General features: G+C 44.9%; 19 protein-coding genes. 16 read left to right on the forward strand and 3 right to left on the reverse strand.

Features of this window, described 5'->3' with window-relative positions; all coding sequences use genetic code 11:
- The first annotated feature begins 56 nt into the window (after positions 1 to 56).
- The 11 genes from paaK (at position 57) to ACPUEK_RS10120 (ending at position 11,413) form a co-directional block, all read left to right on the forward strand.
- Positions 57 to 1,376, forward strand: coding sequence for a phenylacetate--CoA ligase PaaK (gene paaK / locus ACPUEK_RS10070; protein ID WP_425640618.1), 1,320 nt, complete (start codon positions 57 to 59; stop codon positions 1,374 to 1,376).
- Between the two features lie 178 nt (positions 1,377 to 1,554).
- Entirely contained in the window at positions 1,555 to 2,547 is a 993-nt protein-coding gene (gene paaA / locus ACPUEK_RS10075) for a 1,2-phenylacetyl-CoA epoxidase subunit PaaA (protein ID WP_425640619.1), read from the forward strand.
- 18 nt (positions 2,548 to 2,565) lie between these two features.
- Positions 2,566 to 2,847 carry a 1,2-phenylacetyl-CoA epoxidase subunit PaaB gene (gene paaB, locus ACPUEK_RS10080; protein ID WP_067217858.1) on the forward strand — a complete coding sequence of 94 codons (282 nt, stop codon included), beginning with the start codon at positions 2,566 to 2,568 and terminating at the stop codon, positions 2,845 to 2,847.
- A gap of 7 nt (positions 2,848 to 2,854) precedes the next feature.
- Entirely contained in the window at positions 2,855 to 3,616 is a 762-nt protein-coding gene (gene paaC, locus ACPUEK_RS10085) for a 1,2-phenylacetyl-CoA epoxidase subunit PaaC (protein WP_425640620.1), read from the forward strand.
- Positions 3,603 to 4,136 carry a 1,2-phenylacetyl-CoA epoxidase subunit PaaD gene (gene paaD, locus ACPUEK_RS10090; RefSeq protein WP_425640621.1) on the forward strand — a complete coding sequence of 178 codons (534 nt, stop codon included), beginning with the start codon at positions 3,603 to 3,605 and terminating at the stop codon, positions 4,134 to 4,136. Before paaC ends, paaD begins: the two co-directional genes overlap by 14 nt.
- A 36-nt stretch (positions 4,137 to 4,172) precedes the next feature.
- On the forward strand, positions 4,173 to 5,246 hold the full coding sequence (paaE, locus tag ACPUEK_RS10095) for a 1,2-phenylacetyl-CoA epoxidase subunit PaaE (protein ID WP_067217850.1): 1,074 nt from the start codon (positions 4,173 to 4,175) through the stop codon (positions 5,244 to 5,246).
- Between the two features lie 72 nt (positions 5,247 to 5,318).
- Entirely contained in the window at positions 5,319 to 7,376 is a 2,058-nt protein-coding gene (gene paaZ / locus ACPUEK_RS10100) for a phenylacetic acid degradation bifunctional protein PaaZ (protein WP_425640622.1), read from the forward strand.
- An 83-nt stretch (positions 7,377 to 7,459) separates the two neighbouring features.
- The gene (locus ACPUEK_RS10105) at positions 7,460 to 7,993 is read left to right on the forward strand and encodes a TRAP transporter small permease (RefSeq protein WP_067217844.1); all 534 of its coding nucleotides are present in this window, start codon (positions 7,460 to 7,462) and stop codon (positions 7,991 to 7,993) included.
- A 1-nt stretch (position 7,994) separates the two neighbouring features.
- A complete protein-coding gene (locus ACPUEK_RS10110; protein WP_425640623.1) occupies positions 7,995 to 9,323 on the forward strand; it encodes a TRAP transporter large permease in 1,329 nt (442 codons plus the stop codon).
- A gap of 119 nt (positions 9,324 to 9,442) precedes the next feature.
- On the forward strand, positions 9,443 to 10,471 hold the full coding sequence (locus ACPUEK_RS10115) for a TRAP transporter substrate-binding protein (RefSeq protein WP_425640624.1): 1,029 nt from the start codon (positions 9,443 to 9,445) through the stop codon (positions 10,469 to 10,471).
- Between the two features lie 111 nt (positions 10,472 to 10,582).
- The gene (locus ACPUEK_RS10120) at positions 10,583 to 11,413 is read left to right on the forward strand and encodes a helix-turn-helix domain-containing protein (protein ID WP_067217834.1); all 831 of its coding nucleotides are present in this window, start codon (positions 10,583 to 10,585) and stop codon (positions 11,411 to 11,413) included.
- 62 nt (positions 11,414 to 11,475) lie between these two features.
- Here the strand turns inward: ACPUEK_RS10120 and ACPUEK_RS10125 are convergent, their stop codons facing one another.
- From ACPUEK_RS10125 to ACPUEK_RS10135, 3 genes are all read right to left on the reverse strand, one after another.
- A complete protein-coding gene (locus tag ACPUEK_RS10125; RefSeq protein WP_425640625.1) occupies positions 11,476 to 12,885 on the reverse strand; it encodes an aldehyde dehydrogenase family protein in 1,410 nt (469 codons plus the stop codon).
- A gap of 119 nt (positions 12,886 to 13,004) precedes the next feature.
- Entirely contained in the window at positions 13,005 to 15,281 is a 2,277-nt protein-coding gene (locus tag ACPUEK_RS10130; RefSeq protein WP_425640626.1) for a stalk domain-containing protein, read from the reverse strand.
- Positions 15,282 to 15,423: 142 nt separating this feature from the next.
- Positions 15,424 to 16,194 carry a class II aldolase/adducin family protein gene (locus ACPUEK_RS10135; protein ID WP_425640627.1) on the reverse strand — a complete coding sequence of 257 codons (771 nt, stop codon included), beginning with the start codon at positions 16,192 to 16,194 and terminating at the stop codon, positions 15,424 to 15,426.
- Positions 16,195 to 16,337: 143 nt separating this feature from the next.
- On the opposite strand from ACPUEK_RS10135, the gene ACPUEK_RS10140 reads away from it, so the two are divergent.
- From ACPUEK_RS10140 to ACPUEK_RS10160, 5 genes are all read left to right on the forward strand, one after another.
- Positions 16,338 to 17,291: a LysR family transcriptional regulator gene (locus ACPUEK_RS10140; RefSeq protein ID WP_425640628.1), complete on the forward strand. Its 954-nt coding sequence runs from the start codon at positions 16,338 to 16,340 to the stop codon at positions 17,289 to 17,291.
- A gap of 217 nt (positions 17,292 to 17,508) precedes the next feature.
- Complete coding sequence (dinB, locus tag ACPUEK_RS10145) at positions 17,509 to 18,585, forward strand: DNA polymerase IV (RefSeq protein ID WP_425640629.1); 1,077 nt, start codon at positions 17,509 to 17,511, stop codon at positions 18,583 to 18,585.
- 108 nt (positions 18,586 to 18,693) lie between these two features.
- Positions 18,694 to 20,445: a gamma-glutamyltransferase gene (gene ggt, locus ACPUEK_RS10150; protein WP_425640630.1), complete on the forward strand. Its 1,752-nt coding sequence runs from the start codon at positions 18,694 to 18,696 to the stop codon at positions 20,443 to 20,445.
- A 415-nt stretch (positions 20,446 to 20,860) separates the two neighbouring features.
- Positions 20,861 to 21,718 carry a hypothetical protein gene (locus ACPUEK_RS10155; RefSeq protein ID WP_425640631.1) on the forward strand — a complete coding sequence of 286 codons (858 nt, stop codon included), beginning with the start codon at positions 20,861 to 20,863 and terminating at the stop codon, positions 21,716 to 21,718.
- Between the two features lie 36 nt (positions 21,719 to 21,754).
- Positions 21,755 to 22,213 (forward strand): hypothetical protein, encoded by a 459-nt coding sequence (locus ACPUEK_RS10160; protein WP_425640632.1) that lies wholly within the window; start codon positions 21,755 to 21,757, stop codon positions 22,211 to 22,213.
- Positions 22,214 to 22,313 lie beyond the last annotated feature (100 nt).

Genomic DNA, 22,313 nt, shown 5'->3' on the forward strand with positions numbered 1-22,313 from the left:
TGATACTACAGTGATAAAGCATAAACTCTAAAAATAATAAATGAGAGAGCAAAATCATGGATATTCGTAGCCAGTTTAATCCAGAACAACTTGATCCAATGGAAACGGCCAGTATTGATGAGCTGCGAGCACATCAGCTAGAGCGATTGCAGTGGACCGTTCGTCATGCCTATAACAACGTTCCAATGTATAAACAGCGTTTTGATCAACTGGGTATTCACCCGGACGACATTAAGTCATTAGACGATCTTGCCAAACTTCCTTTCAGTACCAAATCGGATCTACGCGATAACTACCCGTACGGTATGTTTGCGACACCGATGGATCAAGTGGTAAGACTTCATGCGTCCAGTGGCACGACAGGTAAGCCGACAGTTGTCGGTTATACCCAGAATGATATCGACACTTGGGCCAATATTGTTGCGCGATCCATTCGTGCTGCGGGTGGCCGTAAAGGCGATATATTGCACAATGCCTACGGCTATGGGCTGTTTACCGGCGGCTTGGGGGCGCACTATGGCGCTGAGCGCCTTGGTTGTACCGTAATTCCAATGTCTGGTGGGCAGACCGAGAAGCAAGTCCGTTTAATTCAAGATTTTCAGCCTGACATCATCATGGTGACACCGTCCTACATGCTGAATTTATTAGATGAAATGGAAAAACAGGGGATTGACCCGTTAGACCTCAAGTTGCGCTTAGGGATTTTTGGTGCCGAGCCTTGGACGCATGAACTGCGTCGTTCAGTTGAGCAGCGTGCGGGAATTCGTGCCATGGATATTTATGGCTTATCGGAAATTATGGGGCCGGGTGTCGCGATGGAATGCGCTGAAAGCCAAGATGGGCCGACCGTTTGGGAGGATCATTTCTATCCTGAAATTATTGATCCTAATACTGGCGAGGTATTGCCGGATGGCGAAATGGGTGAACTGGTATTTACTAGTCTCAGCAAAGAAGCGCTGCCGATGATCCGCTACCGTACACGTGACTTAACACGTCTTTTACCTGGTACAGCCCGACGTATGCGTCGAATTGATAAGATTACGGGGCGAAGCGATGACATGATGATTATCCGCGGTGTTAACGTTTTTCCAACGCAAATTGAAGAAGAGGTGATAAAAGTGAATCACTTCTCTGAAAATTATGAAATACACTTGTATCGTAAAGGGAATATGGACGGTATGGATGTGCATGTTGAACTGCGCCCGGAATGCGCGGATTTTGATGACCAAAAAATCACTAGCACCATCAATGAATTGCGTCACCACGTTAAGTCTTCAGTCGGTATCAGTATTAACGTCAAGCTCAGAGAAGTCGGTAGTTTAGCTCGCTCAGAAGGTAAGGCTAAACATGTTTACGATGAGCGTCCCACGGTTTAAATAACTTAAGTATTTATCAGAAAGTGACCTCTTATGTTAAGAGGTCAGGGGATTTGTGTGTCCAAAAAACACAAAAATAAGCGATACACAAAAATTAAAATATACTTGTATTTATGTATCGTTAGTCTATTCTGTTAATCAATGCCATGACTTATATCTACGATATTGGAGAATTCTCATGTACGCACAACAAGTTGAAACAGGGACGAAAACAGTCAAATCGCTCGACGAAATGGGTGCAGAGGAACGCGCCTTCCAGGAAAAAATTGACGCTGAGATTAAGATCGAGGCAAAGAATTGGATGCCAGATAACTATCGTAAGACTTTGATTCGTCAAATTTCTCAACATGCGCATTCTGAAATCGTTGGTATGTTGCCAGAAGGCAACTGGGTGACTCGAGCGCCAACCTTAAAGCGCAAACTGCAGCTGATGGCCAAAATTCAGGATGAAGCGGGACATGGTTTGTATCTTTACAGTGCGATGGAAACGCTGGGCGCAGATCGTGACGAAGAGATTGAAAAACTTCATTCTGGCCGAGCGAAGTACTCCAGCATATTCAACTATCCGACGTTGAATTGGGCCGACATGGGCGCAGTTGGGTGGTTGGTTGATGGGGCTGCTATCGTCAATCAGGTTCCGCTCCAGCGTACCTCTTATGGCCCTTATTCACGCGCGATGATTCGCGTGTGCAAAGAAGAAAGTTTCCATCAGCGTCAAGGCTACGAAATCCTTTTGCACATGATGCGCCATGGTAATCAAGCGCAAAAAGACATGGTTCAAGACGCTATTAATCGCTTGTGGTGGCCTTCATTAATGATGTTTGGGCCAAGTGATGCGGATTCACCTAACTCTGCTCAATCCATGGCTTGGAAGATCAAGCGTCATACCAACGATGAGTTGCGTCAACGCTTTATTGATCAAACGATTCCGCAATTAGAGCTATTAGGCTGCACGGTTCCCGATCCTGATTTGAAATGGAATGAAGAGCGCGGTCACTACGACTTTGGTGAAATTCAATGGGAAGAATTCTACGAAGTATTAAAAGGTAATGGCCCTTGCAACCGTGAGCGGTTGGAAACCCGTCGTAATGCGACTCTAGAAGGCGCTTGGGTGAGAAAAGCGGCGGTTGCTCATGCCAACAAAAAACAAAAACAACAGGCGGCAGCCTAAAAATCTGAGGAATTTACCATGTCTGAATGGACACTTTTTGAGGTCTTTATCCGAAGTAAACATGGCCTTAACCACAAACACGTCGGCAGCGTTCATGCTGCGGATGCCGAAATGGCCATCGAAAATGCGCGAGACCTATACACTCGCCGAAACGAAGGAGTGAGTATTTGGGTCATGCCTTCTGCTTTGATCACTGCTACCGCGACGGATGAGAAAGAGCCTTTATTCGATCCATCGGAAGACAAAGTTTATCGACATGCCAGCTTCTATGAGTTGCCAGATGAAGTCGGACACATGTGAGGTGGTTATGACGAAATACGATGATTTAACCGAATTTTTATTGCGTCTAGGTGACAGTGCCTTAATTCAAGCGCAACGGCTATGTGAATGGACCGGTCGAGCCCCCGCCCTGGAAGAAGAGCTGGGCATGATGAATGTTGGTTTGGACTTAGTGGGTCAAGCTCGCAACTGGTATGACTATGCCGCAGAGCGAATTAATGATGGTACCGATGCGGATGCATTAGCTTTTCGCCGCGATGAGCGGGCTTTTCGTAATCTGCTATTAGTTGAGCAGCCAAATGGCGACTTTGCAGTCACCATGACGAAGCAGTTTTTCTATGATGCTTGGCAATTTCATATATTAACTCTGCTTAAAAATGCCAGCGACGAACGTATTGCAGCCATTGCAACCAAATCGCTTAAAGAAGTCACGTATCACTTACGCCGCTCTAGTCAATGGGTTGAGCGTTTGGGGGATGGTACCGACGAGAGTCATCAGCGTATGGTAAACGCCATTGATACGGTTTGGCGCTTTACCTTTGAATTGGTTGAACAGAACGATACCGAATGGTCTCTGTCTGAAGCAGGCCACATTCCGGCGCTAACTGAATTGCCTGAATTGTGGCATGCGACCGTAAGCGAGGTTTTCACTAACGCAACATTAACGGTCCCCGATGCCGCCAGTACCTTCTATTTAAGTGCCCGAACAGGCATGCACTCTGAGCACTTAGGGCTTTTATTAGCAGAAATGCAGTTCTTACAAAGAGCGTATCCCGATGCAAGCTGGTGAGTTAATTGTCACGGATCAGCTAGGACGCCCTGGAGACAAGACTGATATCCAGCGAGCTTACAGCGTATTGGAAGACGTTATGGATCCAGAGGTGCCAGTGGTAAGCGTGATGGACCTTGGCATCGTACGTGATGTTGGTTGGACGGATGGGCACCTATATGTGGTGGTCACACCAACGTATTCAGGTTGCCCCGCAACGGAATACATAGAAACTTCGATACGCGAAGCGCTGCAAGAGGCTGGTTTTGCCCATCCTCACATTACTCAGCGTTTAGACCCTGCTTGGACAACCGATTGGATCACGGATCAAGGTCGAAACCGTCTTAAAGCCTATGGCATTGCACCGCCAGTAGGGAGTTCAAATAAGCGCACTTTGTTGTCTGGAATAACGCAAGTTGAATGTCCAAATTGTGGCAGTGATGACACCGAGCAACTGAGTGAATTTGGCTCAACCGCATGTAAATCCTTGTATCGCTGTAAATCCTGTTTAGAACCGTTTGATTATTTTAAATGTATTTGAGCCATAGATAACAATAACGTGGCCGTGGAGACACAGATGAATCAATTTCACACTCTTACCGTTTCTGATTTACGTCGTGAAACACGTGATTCTATTTCACTTGCTTTTGATATTCCTGAGGAACTCGCTCAGAGCTATCAGTTTAAGCAAGGTCAGTTTTTGACATTGCGTACTCATATTGACGGAGAAGAGGTGCGCCGCTCTTACTCTATCTGCAGTGGCGTACACGATAATGAAATGCGTGTAGCAATAAAGCGTGTTGCCGACGGACTGTTTTCTACCTTTGCCAATGAGTCCATCAAAGTAGGCGATGCGTTAGACGTCATGCCACCGCTTGGGCACTTCTATTCTGAGCTGGATCCAGAGCGACATGGGGACTATTTATTAGTGGCCGCCGGAAGCGGTATTACCCCCATTCTATCCATTGCAAAAACAACATTAGCAGCAGAGCCACACAGTAAAGTCACATTGGTCTACGGCAACCGCTCCACATCGTCAACTATGTTTCGAGATCAATTGGCGGATCTTAAAAATACCTACATGGATCGCTTGAATTTAATCTTTGTGTTGAGCCGAGAGCAACAAGATATTGACTTGTACAACGGCCATATTGATGCGGATAAATGTCGAGTGCTGTTCGAACGTTGGGTGGATGTAAAGAATCTAACGGGAGCTTTTATTTGTGGCCCGCAATCCATGACCGAAATGGTGAAAGACTTATTAAAAGAGTCTGGCACCCCAGAAGAAAATATTCATTTTGAGTTGTTTGCTGCAGCAGGCAATGAACGCAAACGAGAGCAACGAGCGCAGGCAGCTGCCCATGCAGACGTATCCGAAATTACCGTTATTCGTGACGGTCATGCCATGAACTTTGATCTCAAACAAAACACAGAGAACCTACTAAATGCCGGTAATGAGCATGGCGCGGAGTTACCGTTTTCGTGCAAAGCGGGCGTGTGCTCTACCTGTAAATGTAAGGTGATTGAAGGTGAAGTGGATATGGACATCAGCCTTGGGCTTGAAGATTACGAAGTAGAAGCCGGTTACATACTGTCTTGCCAATCTTATCCAGTCTCAAAGAAAGTGGTACTGGATTTCGACGAGATATAACGCCTTTTCTTCGTGCGCAAAATTATAAAAAACAATAATTACGATGGCACAAAGTCATCGAGGGAGAACACTATGAGCCAAAGCCCAGTCCTACAAAGTTTTATTGCTGGAGAGTGGTTAGGTCAGCAAGCTGAAAAAGCGCTTGTTAGCCCAGTTAACGGTGAAACAATTTATCATACCCATGCGGAAACCATTGATTTTGAAAAGTCATTAGCGTTTGCCCGTAACCAAGGCCGCACTGCGTTAATGAACATGGATTTTCAAAGCCGTGCATCCTGCTTGAGAGACTTAGGCAAATATCTTATTGAACACAAAGAGTCACTGTACGAGATCTCTTTGCTGACCGGTGCAACCCGAAATGATAGCTGGGTAGATATAGAAGGTGGCGCCGGTACATTGTTTGCCTACGCTAGTTTAGGACGACGCGAGCTGCCGTCGGGTAATTTGATTCACGAAGACGATGCTTTTCCGTTAGGCCGTGAAGGTCAGTTTTTCGGGTCGCACATTTTGGTCCCCCGCCAAGGTGTTGCGGTCCACATTAATGCTTTTAACTTCCCGATCTGGGGCATGTTAGAAAAATTTGCGGCCAATTTTCTGGCAGGTGTGCCGTGTATTGTAAAACCTGCAACCTCTACCTCTTATTTGACGGAAGCTTGTGTGCGCTTGATGCAAACATCTGGTTTTTTACCAGAAGGCAGTTTGCAGCTAATCATTGGTCGAACCGGTGATTTATTAGATCGCTTGGAGAGTCAAGATATGGTGACCTTTACAGGCTCTGCAAGCACGGCAGCCAAATTAAAAGTCACACCTAATATTATCAACAACTCGATTCCTTTTAATGCCGAAGCCGATTCATTGAACTGTGCCATTTTGGCGCCAGATGTTTCTGTTGATAGCGTTGAATTTGACCTGTTCATTAAAGAGGTCGCTCGTGAAATGACGGTCAAAGCGGGTCAGAAATGTACCGCAATTCGTCGTGTATTAATCCCCGAGGCTCATGTCAAAGCGGTGTCAGATAAGCTGTCTCAGCGCCTAGCCAAAGTCACGGTTGGCGACCCGCATTTAGATTCAGTTCGTATGGGTGCACTGGCTTCTTTTGAGCAACAAGACGATGTTTTGGCGCAACTTCAGCAATTATTGAAAAGCAGTCAAGTGGTATTTGGCTATGAAAAAGACACGCTTGAGCTGCATGGAAGTGATGCCAAACAAGGAGCATTTATTCAGCCGACATTGCTACTGAGCAATGATCCAGACGCGGACGGTGGCGCTCACGACATCGAAGCGTTTGGCCCAATCAGTACCTTAATGCCATATAAAGACATTGACCACGCGATTGCCTTGGCGGCTCGTGGTAAAGGCTCATTAGTGACTACGTTAGTGACGCAGGACCCTCACGTCGCGCAAAAAGTCGTGCCAGCTCTGGCTGCTTGGCACGGGCGCGTACATATCTTGAACGAGGCCAGTTCGAAAGAATCAACTGGGCACGGTTCGCCATTGCCATTGCTAAAACACGGCGGTCCAGGTCGTGCCGGTGGTGGTGAGGAGTTGGGCGGTATTCGTGGCGTCAAACATTACATGCAACGTGCTGCGATTCAAGGTTCACCCACCATGCTGTCCGCGGTGACCGGAGAATTTGTGCGGGGTGGCGATACTATTGAAACTGATGTGCATCCATTCCGTCGTTATTTTGAGAACCTTCAAATCGGCGAATCGCTTCTGACTCATCGCCGTACCGTTACAGAAAGTGACATTGTGAACTTCGGTTGTTTGTCGGGTGACCATTTTTATATGCACTTTGATGATATTGCTGCACGTGACTCTCAGTTTGAGCAACGTATTGCGCATGGTTATTTTGTTCTTTCGGCCGCAGCCGGATTATTTGTATCGCCTGGAGAAGGGCCAGTATTAGCCAATTACGGCTTGGATACATTGCGCTTTATTACGCCAGTGCCTATTGGTGACACGATTCGCGCACGTCTTACCTGTAAACGCAAAATTGACCAAGGCAAATTAAGTCCAAAGGGCGAGCCACAAGGGGTCGTGGTGTGGGATGTCCAAGTAACCAATCAGCATGATGAATTGGTTGCCAGTTACGACATTTTAACCTTGGTTAAGAAGCAATCTGTTTGATCCGAATGGGGGCGGGTACTCCGCCCTAGTTTTCGTGTTTTCGTTTTTTGACCGACTAAAATAATAAAAATTTAGGAGCGCTCATGTCGATAAGAAATTGGATAGACAAGCATTATCCAGAGCCCAATATTTACCGTTGGATTGGCATTGTATTAGAGGGAATTTCAGCGGCGGTATTAGTGTTTCTGATGGCGCTAACCTGCATAGATGTGGCGGGCCGCTATCTTTTCAATAACTCAGTTAATGGAGCCTTTGAACTGACGCAAATTGGCCTGGCCGTCATGGTATTTGCGCAAATGCCATTAATCACATGGCGTGGTAGTCATGTCGTGGTGGATTTATTTGATCATTTATTTGGTAATCGTATTGTTAAAGTACTGGGTATCTTCTCGGTATTGATTGTTTCGTCTTCCTTCTATTTTTTAGCGGTTCGTATTTACGAATTGGCTGAACGCTCTCTGCGTCGCGGAGAGGTGAGTGAGTATCTAAAAATCCCCACCGGTTATCTGACTGAATACATCGCTATCATGAGTTGGATAACGGCGGCTTGTATGCTGACTTATGGCGCGTATCGCGTGCTTAAAGATGACACTGAATCACAGCCGTTAGGAGACTAGCATGTCCGTTGTATTAATTGGTTTTGCCGTTCTTTTATTTTTAATTCTAGTCATCCGTATGCCGATTGCTTTTGCCATGGGTGTGGTTGGATTTCTAGGCTTTGCCATTCTGCAAGGCCTCAGTTTTGACAATCTATTTTCATTTCGTTGGACGGCGGCGCTCACGTTAGCTTCCAGTCGAGTGATTGGCACAGTACAAGACTACAATTTATCCGTGATTCCGTTATTTATTTTAATGGGGAATTTAGTCACTCGATCGGGTCTGTCGCAGGAGTTATATAACGCGTCTTATGCTTTTTTAGGGCATAGAAAAGGCGGTTTAGCGATGTCAACCGTATTGGCGTGTGGTGGTTTTTCTGCCATTTGTGGTTCCAGTTTAGCCACCTCTGCCACCATGGCAAAAGTCGCCATGCCACCGATGCGCAAATTTGGTTACTCAGATAGCCTCGCTACAGCTTCGATTGCGGCCGGTGGTACATTGGGCATATTGATTCCCCCTAGCGTCATCTTGGTCATCTATGGTTTGTTGACCCAATCGAGTATTCGCGAGTTGTTTGCAGCGGGCTTTATACCGGGCTTACTGGGTATCGTGCTTTATATGGGCGCCGTTCGTTTTGTTATCTGGCGAAACCCTGCCGCTGGGCCTGCTGGTGAGCGCATGGGCTTTAAAGAGCGCATGACAGCCTTGAAGAGCATTTGGGGCGTGCTATTGCTGTTTACGATAGTAATGGGGGGGATTTATCTAGGTGTGTTTACACCCACTGAGGCTGCAGGTATTGGTGCGGGTGGGGCCTTACTGATTGGCCTGTCCCGTCGAAGCCTGAGTTTTGGAAGCATTTTTGAAACCTTAGTGGACACCACAAGAACGTCCGCCATGTTGTTTTGTGTGGTCATAGGTGCCTTCATTTTTTCGGACTTTATCACGCGAGCAGGGTTGCCGGATGCGTTATTAGGCTTCGTTACGGCATTAGAGCTTAGCCCGATGCTAGTGATTATGGTGATTTTGGTCATTTATATCATTCTTGGAATGGTGTTCGAGAGCCTTTCTATGCTGCTGCTCACGGTACCTGTTTTTTACCCGTTGGTTGCTAGTTTAGGTTTTGACCTTGTTTGGTTTGGTATTGTTGTGGTCGTGGTCACCGAGATTAGTTTGATAACACCGCCTGTCGGGATGAATGTGTTTGTCTTAAGTGCGGTATTGAAAAATGTAAAAGCAGGAACGATTTTTAAAGGCGTTACGCCATTTTGGTGTGCCGATATTATCCGATTGTTCATTATTATTTTTATCGTCCCAGTATCAATGTTTTTACCTAGATTTCTATACGAATAATACGAGTTAAATGTGTTGTTAGGCTTTTTAAACATTTAATTAAAATAATGTTATTAAAAGTTATTCTTGAGAGAGCGAAATATTATTAATGTAAATCATAAAATATAGGAATAATAAATATGATTCAGGTTAAAAAAAATCTACTTTGGGCACTATGTGGAACATCAATTTTAGCATCTGGTTTTGCGTCAGCCGCAGAGACCACTTTGCATGTAGCAACTTGGTTGCCACCCACTAGCTCGCAAAACGCAATTGTTTGGCCAACTTGGAAAAGTTGGGTTGAGAAAGCGACCGATGGCCGGGTGGAGGTCGTCATTGAAAACTACACTGGGGATCCAAAAACCATTTTTGATGCCGTAGAAGACGGTGTTTACGATGTTGGGTTCAGTGTGAATTCTTATATTCCGGGTCGTTTTAAATTGACCAGTGTTGCTGAAATTCCAGGGGAAATTACCGATGCGGAAGTAGGTTCTGTGGCCTTATGGAACACTTATGAGAAGTTCTTTAAAGACGATGAAGAATTTATTGGGCTGGAATTACTTGCCTTGTTTGTACATGGACCAGGTCAGTTAAATACAAACTTCCCAGTGAACTCGCTAGCAGACTTAAAAGGCAAAAAAATGCGTATCGGTGGCGGCTTAGTGAACACACTAGCGGAGCGTTTAGAAGTAACACCGATCTCAGCGCCGGCGCCTAAATCCTACGAGCTGATGCAACAAGGCGTTGTAGACGGGACATTCTTACCAGCGGAACAGCAAAGAACCTTACGTTTGAGTGAAGTGACAACTGATCTAACCTTGTTCCCGAAAGGACTTTACACCACAGCTTTCAGCATCGTTATGAACCCAGATACGTTAGACAGTCTTAGCAAAGACGATCGCGATGCCATTATGAGTGTGTCTGGAGAGAAGCTTTCAAGATTGGCCGGCGCCGCATGGGGTAAAGCAGACCAAGACGGTATTTTAGAAGCCAAAGCTAAAGGCGTTAATGTCGTGTTTCTCACAGAAGACGATGCGATCGTAAAAGAAATGAACGCACTAGAAGAGGGCATTGATCAAGATTGGATTGATTCCGTTTCTGATCGAAAAGCGGATGCAAAAGCGGCACTGGCTTACTTTAGAAAAAATGTCAATGAATTAAGTCAGTAACACGTACTTAAATTTGAAGCGGATAGAATTAAAAGCCATTATAAACATTGGTAATGGCTTTTAATTCAATGACTGGATAGAAAGGAGTCTTCTGAGTTTAAAGAGGTTTATATGAATGCCCATCATGCGATTCCTGCCCAATACTGCTTTGCACTAGATTTCAAAAATTATAATGAACGAATTGTTCATTATTCAAATTTTTCCGTTCTTTATTATCAATTTACTACCTCGTCATCGGAAGCAACCATAGTGGTGGCAGATGGGTGTGCTGATTTTCAGTTCTGTTGTGATAGCCATCATCAATCTGCCATCTTATGGGGGTCAGTAGACACCCCAACCAGTATTCATTATCTGCCGGAAAAAACCTATTGCGGCATTAGAGTGTCTACCTCTATCAGTCGTAGACTCGCTTATATACCGTTCTCAGAAATGATCAATCAGGGCATTCCCATTATTGAAGCGACCAAGCAGGATTCATCGACAGTAGATGCGTTAATTTCAGCGGTGGATTTCCCGTCGCGAGTTGAAATATTAGAAAACTGGCTGATCTACTCAGGCGCTTTAAATGACTCTAAAATAGACTTAATTGATCATTGCATCGACAAAATCATAAGCAGTCATGGAACAATAAGAATTGCGGATATGTCCAATGACATGGGTATCAGCGAACGACTGCTCAGAAAGAAATTTAATCAAAGCATTGGCATGTCGCCAAAGCAATACAGCCGGATTGTTCGCTTCCAAGAAATTATCAGTGATATTTTATATGGTGAGGAATTTCAGCAAAATCATCACACGGATTTTATGGGTTTTTCCTATTATGACGACTCCCACTTAACCAAAGACTTTAAGTATTTCACACACATGACGCCAAGCTGGTTTGTTAGAAAAATGCTTGATGTGAACATTACGAGGGATGATGCCAGTGTGCCTACTAAGTGATGAGTTAAAAGCAAGGTATTAGCTGGCTATCAATCAGCTAATACCGTTTGCTCATGTCTTGATTACGAAAATATGCACTGGATAGTCGTGTTAGCCAGTAAACCTTCCTCGCCAAACTCCACGCCAAGTCCAGATGATTTCACACCGCCAAACGGCGCATTCGGTTGAATCGCACCATGCTTATTGAGCCATACCGTACCGCATTCCATTTGCCCTGCGATCTCAGCGGCCGAGGCTTTATCATTAGACCAAACAGATCCACCTAAGCCTGCGGAGCTATCATTGGCGAGATTGATGGCTTCTTCGACGGTATCGAATGGAATGATTGGCAAAGCAGGGCCAAATTGCTCATTTTGCACCAAGGCGTTTTCATTGTTTTCAACGGCAACCAATGTGATGGGGAAGAATAGGCTGTCTTCTGAATCAAGCGGCCCACCTAGTAACACTTTTCCGCCTTGTTGAATGGACGTTTTTACCAACTGGTTGACGATGTCGAATTGCATTTTATTTTGAATCGGACCCAGCTCAGCGCCCTCGGCAAAGCCGTCGCCCATTTTGACACTTTTTGCAAAAGCCGTTAATGAGTCACAAACCTCATTGTAAATCGAGCGGTGTACATATAAACGTTTCATTGCGGCACAGGTTTGGCCATTGTTAATAAATGCGCCCCAAAATAAACCTGGAGCAATCTCATCGGGGTTGCAGTCACCTAGAACAATACCCGCATCATTTCCGCCTAACTCAAGTGTTAAGTGTTTGAGATTTTTAGCGGATGAAGACATGACTTTCTTGCCAGTTTCAGTCGAGCCAGTAAACACAATTTTGTCGATATCAGGATGATCAGAAATCGCTGCACCGAGTTCATCACCCCCTGCAATACTATTAACCACACCTTTTGGTAAAATGCTGTTCATTATTTCGATCATACGCAGTGTCGAAAGTGGCGTATAAGGGGATGGCTTACAAACGACGGTATTGCCAGCCAAAATGGCCGGTATAATATGCCAGATCGCAATCAATACAGGCCAATTCCAAGGGGTAATCGAAGCTACGACGCCAATAGGGCGACGATGCAGCTCAATATGCCCATTTTCATCGTCTTGAAGTACTTTTACCGGTAGTTCTAAACTTGCTGTATAGCGTGTCCAAGCAACAGCGCCCCCCATTTCAAACATCGAGCCTAGCGATGCACCAATAGGCTTGCCCTGTTCTTGAGTGATGATGCTACCCAATTCTTGCGAGTGTGTTTCTAGAGCATCTGCAATTTGATTAAGATACTGCTGACGCTTCGCGAAAGGCACGGCTGACCATGATGAAAATGCCTTTTTGGCTTCTTTTATAATGGTGTTGAGGTTTTCTACCGTCGCTTTGGGTGACTCGCCAACAGTCGCCATCGTGGATGGATTGATGACAGAAAACGTGTCAGTGGTGGCCAGTTTTTCACCGCCACTCATAAGTGAATAAGTTGTCATAATATACCCTCAATGCGTTTCAAAGTTAGACGTTGTTGTGTCTTAAAGGGTGTCGAACCAAGAAGGCAACGGTGAATAAGTGGTTAAATTGCTCTTATTCACCGCTACTTTTCATATGGCTACTTTTGCTCTGTTGCTGAAGGAAGATTCAGTGTTGGTGTCTGATCAAAGAAGTTCCATGGTTTAAGCATAGCGTGTACATACTCTGTCGGCATCATTGGCCACTCTTCTGCCCGAGCGACGTGTGTGGCACCTGTTGTGATCCATAATACGTTGTCTTTATTTTCAATAGACTCATTGTCCTCAATAAACGTCTTTAGACCGGTATCCGTTTTAGCACGATTAGGGTAAGTCCCTTCTGGAAAGCGTTCCTCAGGCTTGTAATTGGTCACCCAGATTTGTTTGTCCATAAAGCTAACGCGTTTATAGATCCACTCGTCTTTGCTAAATAATGCGCCTTTTGCAATGGGGTGTGTGCCGCCTGCAAACGGAATAATTTGGTAAGACACCGGGTTACCCATGCGGTTTTCTTTGTTTGGATTGCTCATCAAACGAATGGTAGATGGGTCAAACTTCTGAGACGCTTCTTGTTCGTCTTTCACTGTATGCTGATTAACGACCATAACGCTTTTACGGGGACCGCCAGCGGTGTTTTTTTCCACCGCAGGGTTTAGCTCTACTAAAGAGTTTTTCTCGCCATCTACGTCTAGGTCTAAACGGAAGTTGTAGATGTGTTGATGTGTTGTGCCGACAATGTTGTGATCAATCAATGTGCCGTAGCGCGTGTCATCTTTGGCGGTTGCATCATGCATGGTTCGAGTTTTGACGCCTTTTACCGCTTCAATTCCGGACGCGCCCACATCCAATTTGATTGTCCCATTAGCAAGTAAAACCCAGTCAAACATGTAGTCGTAGTTGCCGATGGTGCTGACCCAGCGAACCACAAGCTCTCGACGTGCACGGCTTTGATTACCCGCGCCGCTGCCAAGCATTTCATTATGTTTGTATTCTGGGCCTGCATAGCGTTCAAAGATCGCGATGGCATTTGGAATGGTATAAGGTGCGCCGCTATTATCGGCTAAGGTGGCCGGTAACAGCTTAGCGTTAGGTGGCACGTCAGTTCCTAATTCAAGAGGCGAGGTAAGACCGCCCATACCGTAATCGCCAGAATCTAGATACGCCTTAAAATACCAACCGATATCAGGATCACCGTAGGGAACAATCATGCCACCAAGGGAACCTTCGTACATGATTTTGCGTTTGGTGCCTTGGTCGTTGTAGGTCATCGTAGAGAGAACAGGACCAACACGAGGGTCAAGCTTTAAGTGGAAATCCCAGTTTTGCCAATGGATTATATTGCCAGACATTTTGTAATTCGAACCTTCTGGTTCTGAAATGGTAATGGGTTTTACCTTGGCCATTTTTTTCTGGTCACGACCATCATAAGGGTTTGGCTTCATGGGGACAGGGATGACGCCGCTGTCTTCGATTTTTTCAATAGATTGGGTTTCTAGGTTGACCACAGCCACTAGCCCTTCAATAGGGTGCGCCCAAAAATTGCCATCGCCAATGTCTAAATAAGAGACTATTTTTAGCAGACGGTCGTCTTCTTTCAGCCCATCTTCGCCATCAAAGAAACCGACGGTTAGCGGGGTAGCCACCACTTGCTTAACATTTTCTATACCGCGTTTTTTAAGGGCATCGGCATATTCTTTACTGCCTTCAATAATCTCCTGAGCGGCAACAAAATCGTCCCAGATGACCATTCCGTGAACGTCTTTAATAGGCTGCCAACGAGTGACCGTCTTAGTTGCCAAGTTAACGGTGCCTTCAATAACGTGTTTACCATCCAAAATGGTAAAGTTTGCTAAACGTAAAAAGTCTTCATCTTGTCCGAACGACCAAGCCCATACTTTACTTTTGTCTGGCTCGGCAAGCTTGATCTCCGTAAACCTCAGGTTGTTACGAAAATACTTTGAAGCCTGAACGGTTTGCTGAGTTAAGGTGATTTCTGCTTCGGATAAAGGATCTAATGGATGTTTTGCATGACTTAGAGAAATGGTTTGGGAAACATGCCCTTCAAACAGATCGTTTGCAAATCCTCTCTCGACAAGAAGATTGCCATGCTCAAATTTGATCGGAGCATCAAGTTGAATTCTTTTGCCATTCACTTCAGCGTCCATGGCACCTACCTTTACGCAGGCATGCGCTTGATTAAGCGTTATATGCACTTCTTTGGAAGATTTGTCGTAGGCAAACACTGCGCCAGAGTTTTTAAGAGAATCTTCTATCTTGATGTAATCAGGTGAGGAGCCATGGGCCATTACTGCATGACTTGAAACAAGGGATAGAGTCGAAATTGCGGCGGCTATGATAGTCTTTTTTATAGTTTTCATCGGTTGCTCCAGTGTGTTCTCAATATTTGTACATTTACATATAAAGAGAATTGAGCAAGCGAGTATTGTAAAAAACGGAACGCCTTTACGATTTAGTGGGTTGCAGGTCTTTTAAGACCATGAGGCCTGCAACCCAAAAGTATCACTGTTTATAAGAGGGGTCTTGCTTTTCAATCAGGCGTTTCATGGCGGCGAAGACGTCTTCACCTGCACCGTATTTAGGGTCTAAAGGTAATGAATCAGCCGCGCATCTTTTGCAGATTTCTTCAGGGATCTCGCGTACTTTGCCCATAGACATCGACGCCATTTGTACTTCGCATGCTCGATTAACCAACCACATTAATGAAAATGCTTGAGCCAAGGTCGACCCAATAACCACAGGGCCATGATTTCTAAGCATTAGAATGGGTTTGCCGTTAGCGCTGTCAATGATCCTTTGACCTTCGTCCATGTGTAGCGTGATGCCTTCAAACTCATGATACGCGACGTTGCCGTAGATTTGTGCTGAGTAAAAGTTGCTGTAGGAAATACCGTCTTCTAAACAGCACACCGCCAGCGTCGGGGTGGTATGTACATGCATCACACAGTGAGCGTTTTCTACTTTGTCATGGATGGCGCTGTGAAAGGTAAATCCGGCCGGATTGATCGGCCAGTCTGAATGGCCAACGATATTCCCCTTTAGATCAACTTTGACCAAATTAGAAGCCGTTACTTCGCTATAGTGCAGACCAAAAGGGTTAATCAAGAAATGCTCATCTTCACCCGGAACACGTAACGAAATATGGTTGTAGATGGATTCATCCCACTTCAGGTAGGCAAAAATACGATACATGGCAGCTAAGTCTACCCTTGCTTGCCATTCTAAATCACTGAATCGACTGGGTTGTTCAAAGTATCGCTTTGTCGTCGTCATGCTAGCTCTCTCAGTATTGTTGTTTTGTCATAAGGCTAGATAAAAAACTGGCTATATAAAACAATAAAAAATATGGTTAGGTTCAATATTTTTTATGTACCCTGTTACCTTCTTAACATGAGCACTGGATGAAAGGCGTTGATATGAACAGCAAGCAGCTGAGTTATTTTTTAAAAGTGGTCGAGCTCAATAGCATTGCGGCCACCGCTCGAGCTCTTGAGGTCGCTCAACCTAGCATCAGTTTGCAGATTGACAATCTAGAGCATGAACTGGGCACGTGCTTGTTTGAAAGAAGTTTTCGTGGCGTAGAATTAACGCAGTCAGGCCAGATATTCCATGCACATGCCGTCTCCATCATGCGTCAAATGGCGCAAGCTAAAAGCGATGTACATCAGTTCGAACACGAGCCTTCGGGTGTTTTATCCATCGGAATGACACAGCCTATTGGTAACATTATATCCGTGCCATTATTGGCGCTTGTTGAGCAACGTTTCCCGAAAATTACACTCGAGCTACATGCCGGTTTGTCTTATAACTTGTCCAGTCAATTGCGATCTGGAGAAATAGATTTGGCAATTTCATCGCCTGATGGAACGGATATGAGCCAAATGCGTCAAGTAAAACTGCTGCGAGAAAAGCTATTCATTGCTGTTGGCTGCGATCCTAAAGTGTCTTCCCATAAAATGTTAAATGGCAGTAAAACGATCACGTTCGAAGCGCTTGCTAATCATGAAGTGATCGTCACAGGTGCCCGTGACTCATTGGGCTATGTATTGAGACAATATGAACAAAGTACCGGCATTAAATTGTCCCATAAACCCGCTTTCGGGCAGCTGATGACGACGTTGCGTTATGTCATGGATGGTCATGGAATATTGTTAGCCCCCACCTCTGCATTTTTTCATCTACAAGATACCAATCAGATTGAAGCGGTCGAGATTATTGAGCCGAATCTCTGGCGTGATGTCTGCATCACGACGGATGCAGATCGTCCTCAAACGGCATTACTCAACACAGTGATGTCGCTAATAAAAGAAGTGGCTAAAACGGAGTGGTTAGCAGGGCGCTGGCAGGGGGGGGAGTTGTCCATAGACTGATTGATCTTGCATGCTTAGACTATAAATCAAATGATTCTTTTAAATATGAATGCAAAAAACTTCTCGGTATTTATGAGGGCTTATGCATCACCAGGTTGTGGTGCAGTGGCTAAGTACAACTGGCCACGGTTCTATAGTGGGTCTAGGCGTATCTTTCTTTCTCTGGACAAAAGGGCAGTTATCTGTATAAATACTGTTTATTTGAACAGTGTTTAGTATGCAAAACGGTGACTTGATCCAAAGGAAAATTATCCATATTGATATGGATGCTTTTTACGCATCAGTCGAAATGCGTGATGAGCCACGTTACCGTGAAATCCCATTAGCGGTAGGAGGCAGCGAAAAGCAGCGCGGTGTCATCAGTACTTGTAACTACGAAGCCCGTACCTACGGAGTCCATTCCGCAATGTCGACCGCTTGGGCTAAGAAACTCTGCCCACACCTTACTGTTGTGCCTGGCAGGATGCAGGTGTATCGAGAAATCTCCCAAAAAGTGCGAGCCATTTTTGCACGCTATACTGATCTAATAGAGCCATTGTCCCTAGATGAGGCGTATTTAGATGTCACGGACAGCACCCATCTACAGGGGTCAGCAACTCTCATTGCTGAGGCCATTCGCAATGATATTCGTACCGAACTGAATCTGACCGCGTCGGCCGGCGTTGCGCCGATAAAGTTTCTTGCCAAAGTCGCATCGGATATGAATAAGCCTGATGGCCAGTTCGTGATCACACCCAGAGAGATGCAAGAAGTCATTAATACGCTTCCCCTAGAGAAAATTCCTGGTGTTGGCAAAGTAAGCCTACAGAAGCTGCATGAAGCAGGGCTTTATGTCTGTGCTGACATTTGTAATAGCGATTACCTTGAGTTAACCCGTAAATTTGGCCGCTTAGGTCACTCTCTTTGGAATCGAAGCCATGGTGTTGATCATCGTGAAGTTTCCACTCACCGTCAGCGCAAGTCTGTGGGTGTGGAACGCACGTTTTCACATAACATTTCAAGCTTTGATGAGTGCTGGCAAGTCATCGAGCAAAAGCTATTTCCAGAGTTGTTTGAGCGCTTAGGGAAAGTATCGCCTGATAGATTAATCAGCAAGCAAGGCATCAAAGTCAAGTTTGCCGACTTTCAATTGACGACCATTGAGCATGTGCATAGCGGCTTGGATCTTACTTACTTTCATGATTTACTGAAAGAGGTCTTAACACGTCAAAACGGTCGCGAAATTCGGTTACTGGGCCTCAGTGTTATGTTGCGTTCAGAAGGCGAAGTACGACAGCTTATGTTAGACCTCTGACAAACAAGCTTGATGAATAGCAAAGGCCCTTCACCGCAAGTTCTAAAACCTAGCATTTAGAGAACGGGTAACGCCCGCCGTTACAATCGTTATATAAGGAATGTATCTATGCGTTTTGTATTCAAATCTTTAGCGTTATCAATGTCGTTGGTCTCTGCGCAAATGGCGTTTGCGGCCCAGCAAACAGCCGATGCTGTGGCGCCGGAAATCGCCGGGGAAATACAGCAAAAGCAGTTAGTGGAAGCAAAGCAATTCATGGTGGCAGCCGCCAACCCTAAAGCGGTAGAAGCGGGTTATGCCATCTTGAAAAAAGGCGGATCGGCGTTAGACGCCTACGTCGCAGTGCAAGCGGTATTAGGGCTGGTAGAGCCTCAGTCTTCTGGGCTCGGTGGCGGTGCTTTTGCCGTGTATTACGATGCTAAATCTCAAAAGCTAACGACTTTTGATGGCCGTGAAACCGCCCCTCAAGCGGCCACGCCTGAATTATTTCAACACAAAGATGGTACGACGTTTAAGTTTTATGATGCTGTGATTGGCGGACGCTCAGTCGGCACCCCCGGCACCGTTGCCTTAATGCAAGCTCTGCATGAGCAAGGTGGACAACTGTCTTGGAAAGCGCTGTTTGAGCCTGCGATTGAGTTGGCACAAGATGGCTTTGACGTCTCGCCTAGACTTGCTGGCGCCATCGCGAACACCAGAGATTCTTTGGCGCGCTTTCCTGATACCGCCGCGTATTTCTTAGATTCTAATGGCGCACCTCTTCAAGAGGGAACACGGCTTAAAAATCCAGCCTATGCCAAAACCTTGACGAGTATTGCCCAATCAGGGGCGGATGCTTTTTATCAGGGTGACATTGCCCAAGACATCGTAACCGCAGTGCGCTCTACATCGGACAATCCCGGCGTGTTGGCCTTAGAAGATTTTATGACTTATAAAATCAAGGAGCGCGACGCCACATGTTTGCCTTATAAGCAATTTGATATTTGTGGCATGGGACCGCCGAGCTCGGGGGCATTAACGGTGGGGCAAATCCTAGGTATGACTCAGCATTTTGACCTAGCGGCCATGGGGCCGGAATCACCAACCGCTTGGCAAATCATTGGTGATGCCTCACGCCTAGCGTTTGCTGATCGCGGTCGCTACATAGCAGATACCGACTTTGTGCCGATGCCAAAGGGCTTGCTGGATGAACAGTATCTTGCCAGCCGAGCGAAGCTAATCACCCCCGGTAAAGCCTTAGAAACGGTGTCAGCAGGCGAGCCTGAATGGCAAAATGCCATTACTTTGGCAGACGATCAGTCCATCGAATTCCCGAGCACCAGCCATATTTCTATTGTCGACGCAGAGGGCAATGCCTTGTCCGTTACCACGACCATTGAAAACGGTTTTGGCTCCCGAGTGATGAGTAATGGATTCCTGCTGAATAATGAACTAACGGACTTCTCATTTGCCTCTTACAGCCAAGGTTACCCAATTGCCAATCGTCTTGAGCCGGGTAAGCGTCCGCGTTCATCCATGGCACCTACTATCGTAATGAAAGACGATAAACCGTACTTAGTGGTCGGCTCTCCGGGCGGCAGTCGTATTATTGGTTACGTCTCCAAAGCACTGATAGCGCATTTAGAGTGGGGCATGGACATCCAAGAAGCGATCTCGTTACCGAATATGCTAAACCGTTTTGGTACCTTTGATATTGAACAGGGAACCTCAGCAGAAACACTCGCTAAAGACTTAGAGGAAATGGGCTACCAAGTGTCTTTACGAGATCTTAATTCAGGTCTACAGGGCATTATGATTCAAGAGGGTAAGCTTTTTGGTGGTGCGGACCCTCGACGTGAGGGAACGGTCTTAGGAGATTAATAACACAAGAGAAAGCTCAGCTGTAATGTCCGCTGAGCTTTCTATATAAGCGCAGCTTACCAAGCGTTATTGTCCTTTGAGGTTGAGTTGTAAAGGTAAGGGGTCATATCAACTTATGGGTAATGGGATGTCCCACACTTACGCGTCTGGCGATTGTCGTCTCAGCGGCTTTGCTTCAGTATGACTTTATAAATGATATAAGATTGATTTTTCGATAAGTGAAAAATTATTGTAAAAGTTATTCGTGTGCCGTAGTGGGCCCCATCTATTCTAGGTTATTCTTGTTATATCAGGGATTTGGGTGCTGAGTTTAGGAATAACTGTGAGCCATTAGTTAAAAACAGCCTAATGGACATCGATCCTTTCCTAGCTCATAACCCAAGCGTTAGGAATATGACGGAACCTCACACTTAAAATGAAAAAAATTATCCCGTTATGGATATTATTTCTGCTTACTAACTTCGTGTATGGAATGCCGATCAGTGTAGATGAGCCTGATCTGGTTTTTAAAGAGGCGATTAAGACAAGATATAACTCGCAAGAAGGACTTGAGGACATATTAATTGATGATCCTTCTAACTTGCAGGCATTAGAAGATTCGGATGTAGATATTTTTTCCTTAGGTATCAATATAGATGATGTTAGAAGTATATTACAGCCTGAATTAGATAAGTATCCAGAAGTGTTTTTAGGGAAAAATATAAAGCATGTTTACATCGCGACTATAATATCAGAAGACAGCTATATATTACCTTATTATGCAGGTCCAGACTATATTGTTATTGCTACCTACAGCGGTCTATTCGAGCTACTAGGAGATAAGCAATATTTAGCTAAGACACTGCATCGAGCACTGTCTTCAAAAGCTTACTTAACGTCAGGTCTCCATGTCTTTCTTCCTTTGATACATGATGAAGGCGAGCTCAGCGACATCGCGCCTTCATATGCTCCAAACGGTGTCTATTTCGAAAGGACTGCCAACAAAGCCGTTGTTGCGATGGATATGATCTCCACCTATGCAACGTTACTTTTTTTAAATCCTGAACAGTTGCTTCAATATGCCCAACAAAGCGAGGGTATTGAAAAAGCAATGTGCTCACATATTGATTTATATAATTATAATGATAGCTCGGAATTTTTGAATAATACCGGAATTGTTGATAGGTGTCGTAGCGTTGATAGTTCATACACTTTCAGTTTTGATATAGATCTAGAAAATATAGAGCCAAAAATGGTTTGGCCAGAGAAGCCTTTATTAGATGGTGAGGGCTAAATCGTTAAAAATATTTAAAGTTGGAAGCGGAAAAATATGTACGTTATAAAATATATCCTTGGATTCTTTATATGTATTTTTGCATTAAATTTTTTTGCTGATTGGATTGCACATATAATTGAAATGATGGGAGTCCCCGCTACAGGAATGGATGTTATAATATCTTCTGTTTCATGTATTGCTCTCTACTACTGGCCTAAGTTAAACCTGAAGAATTATGTTAGCGAATATGTAATGACTCTCTCAATAATCAGGTTTATTGCTTATATCATGAGTCTATTGTTCTTTGTTTTATTTGGTGTGTTATTTATCTATTTAGGCTTTAAATACCCATTCGAATTCATGGATAGCAGCAGAGGTGGCGGAAGTTACAGCTATTCCCTGGGCTTGATGGGCTTCGCTTTTTTCCTGTACAGCACTGAGTTTTTATATTTGGTGATAATTAGACGCTGGCAGTGGAACAAAGAGAAAATAAAAAAATCTAAAAGAAAGTGAGAAAATATGGCTCTTTGTTGTTCTGACCCTCGACGTGAGGGAGCTGCGATGGGTGAGTAATACCATTTGCTAGCTCTAAAAAGCTTAGCCTGAAAAAGCT

The sequence above is a fragment of the Marinomonas gallaica genome (assembly GCF_049821165.1).
GTDB classification, from domain to species: domain Bacteria; phylum Pseudomonadota; class Gammaproteobacteria; order Pseudomonadales; family Marinomonadaceae; genus Marinomonas; species Marinomonas gallaica.